This is a genomic window from uncultured Agitococcus sp., from assembly GCF_937920075.1.
GTDB lineage: Bacteria > Pseudomonadota > Gammaproteobacteria > Pseudomonadales > Moraxellaceae > Agitococcus.
The window spans coordinates 1-2,284 of record NZ_CALETI010000480.1 but is presented as its reverse complement, the minus strand read 5'-3'; the positions used below and the strand labels follow the sequence as shown (position 1 = coordinate 2,284).

Sequence of the window (2,284 nt, the reverse complement as noted above, 5' to 3'; positions counted from 1 at the left end):
GGCATTTGCTGCAAATTGATAGCTAATGACTAGGAGTATGAGATAGATTTACAGTCTATGTAATCCCATTAGCATTCATTAGCAAAACTAAGCGTGATGACTAGAGTTGGTGAGATACGCGTACCAACGGCACACTGAGTAAAAGTCAGATGTATTCCCACCGAGCATTCATCACCTATTTAATTAACCAGCAACTAGGATTAATGAAACAGTCCTGCTCTACCTGCTGAGCTACAGTCTTATGCCAATTTGGTGATAAGACTGACGGGAATCGAACCCGCGACACGGTCGTTTTCAGCGATGTAGTTCCATAAGCATTTGCTAGTTAAACTTTAATGACACGACTAAAGGGATGAGAATGTCACCTTGTCTAAAACAAGGTGTTGGATTCGAACCAACAATACACCAATGTACTTCCATCAGTATTCGTGCCAAATTCTGTGTGGTTTGCTAGGGCAGCCACAAGAGCCGCCCCTACAACAACACTTTATCAATGACCTCAACCCAATGATTGGCACTCAATTGATTGTTGGCGAATAGCCCAATCAACTTAAATACTTCATCACTAAAGCCACCGATATTCAGAATATCTTCGCTATCTGCTGCTTGGGTGCTGGCAGAAGGTTGGATATCAATACAAATCAATTTGGCTTTTGGATTGCGTTGTTTGATGATGGCCCACTGACGCATGGTTTCGCTTGCCCCATAAGCATAATTGCGTAGCCAAGACTCGTTATCAGAGACAAAAATCACCACATCAACCGCCGATTTTTGGTTGTTTAACCAAGTCAACGGTGCGCTACAATCTGTGCCACCACCACCAATACTTGCCAAACGTTTGGCATTGGTTAGAACGCTATCACGGCTATTCAAACGTATGTCTACCACCTTGTTTTCAAAAGGCAACACAACGGTTTGTGGGTTATTACGCAACATTGCCGCAGAGACCAAACCCGCTACATCAATACAACGTACAGAACTGGTTGCGCCTTTGCGATAACCTGTGACTACCGATTGCATTGAACCTGACACATCAGGGCAAACCACAACTTTCTTTCCTTGCAAGTCTGGGACATTGCTTAAAGCAACTTCCAACGCATCTTGCAAAGCATCGACAATGGGTGCAGGCATCTCTTGTTTAGCCGCTTGGTAAGCCATCATCAGTTGATAGGGTAAAGCATTGCTTTTGCGAATGCTCTCTTTATCACGCAAACGATCAGCGACCCAATTCACCATCTTCGCATCATTAAACACGCCATGACGTAGCAGGGTGTTTAGATTGATACGCAAGGCTTGCCAACCCATATTTTTGCCAATATTTGTCCATTGCTCAGTGTTCAAGGTCAAATGAGTCAACATTTGAAAAGGCACATCAGGCAAATCGATGCTGACACCACGCTTAACTAATTCATAATCTTGAATCACTTTAGGCAAGGCGTTGACATCAAAAGGCTTGCCAATTAACCAAGCAAAAACAGCGGCTTGCTCTGCATTTTTAGGTTGAGGGTGAACCATCTTCACCACATCAGCCAACGAAGGATCATTACCCACAGCAGCATTAAGCAGTTTTTGGGTAGAGGCTTCGTTTAACCATGTTTGCACCAAACGTTTTGGGCGAGAACCCAAGGATTTTCGACCAGTTACGCCAGAGCGCACGATTTGTACAAAGTTACGCAACATCTTGCCGTTGTTAACTACACGAGCAAAAGCCACTGCAAAATAAGCACTTTGACGTGCTGCCAAGATCGCCAACAACACGGCTGGCATATCTTTCATTGCCCCTTGTTCGCGGCTATAAATCGCCAATTTAGCCAAGAATTCGTCGTCAATTTCTTGCGCTGTGGTTAATACCTTTTCCAACTGCATCTCGGCAGAGCTATAAAAGGTATGATTCAAACAACCTGTCATGGCATATTGTGCAAGGGCATGACGAGGGGTGAAAGCATAAGCATTGCCGCCTGCTTCATTTTTTGTATTGGTTGATGGCAACAACTTTCCAACCATTGATTTAAACAAGTTTGCATTTGCCATGTTAAAAACTCCTGTTTTTATAGACTTCGTATATTTAAGTCATTTTGAATTTTTTGATTTTCAATTTGCACAACCTGGTCAACCCTCACTATCAGCCTTAAAAGCAATTGTAAAAACCGTTCTTGGTAATAAAGGATTCATGATTGTGCCAGGTGAATCAACGTCCTCTATTTCAGAAATACTTACTGTAATGCCTATCGCCATTTATACAAATAGCGCAATGAATGAAACGCACCAAGAATTTGTTGATCAG

General features: G+C 42.8%; 2 protein-coding genes. One reads left to right on the top strand and one right to left on the bottom strand.

The genetic code is table 11. The features are described from left to right. Nucleotides 1-474 precede the first annotated feature (474 nt). Nucleotides 475-2,031 carry a TROVE domain-containing protein gene (locus Q0212_RS16295; protein WP_297927491.1) on the bottom strand — a complete coding sequence of 519 codons (1,557 nt, stop codon included), beginning with the start codon at nucleotides 2,029-2,031 and terminating at the stop codon, nucleotides 475-477. Here Q0212_RS16295 and Q0212_RS16290 point away from each other — a divergent pair. After that, a partial coding sequence (locus Q0212_RS16290; RefSeq protein WP_297927489.1) for a hypothetical protein occupies nucleotides 2,030-2,284 on the top strand: 255 nt, incomplete at its 3' end. The two genes, Q0212_RS16295 and Q0212_RS16290, sit on opposite strands and share 2 nt — an antisense overlap.

Bases quoted from the DNA above. Each gene is read 5' to 3' on its own strand.
- Q0212_RS16295 (WP_297927491.1), bottom strand. From the start codon at position 2,031: ATGGCAAATGCAAACTTGTTTAAATCAATGGTTGGAAAGTTGTTGCCA.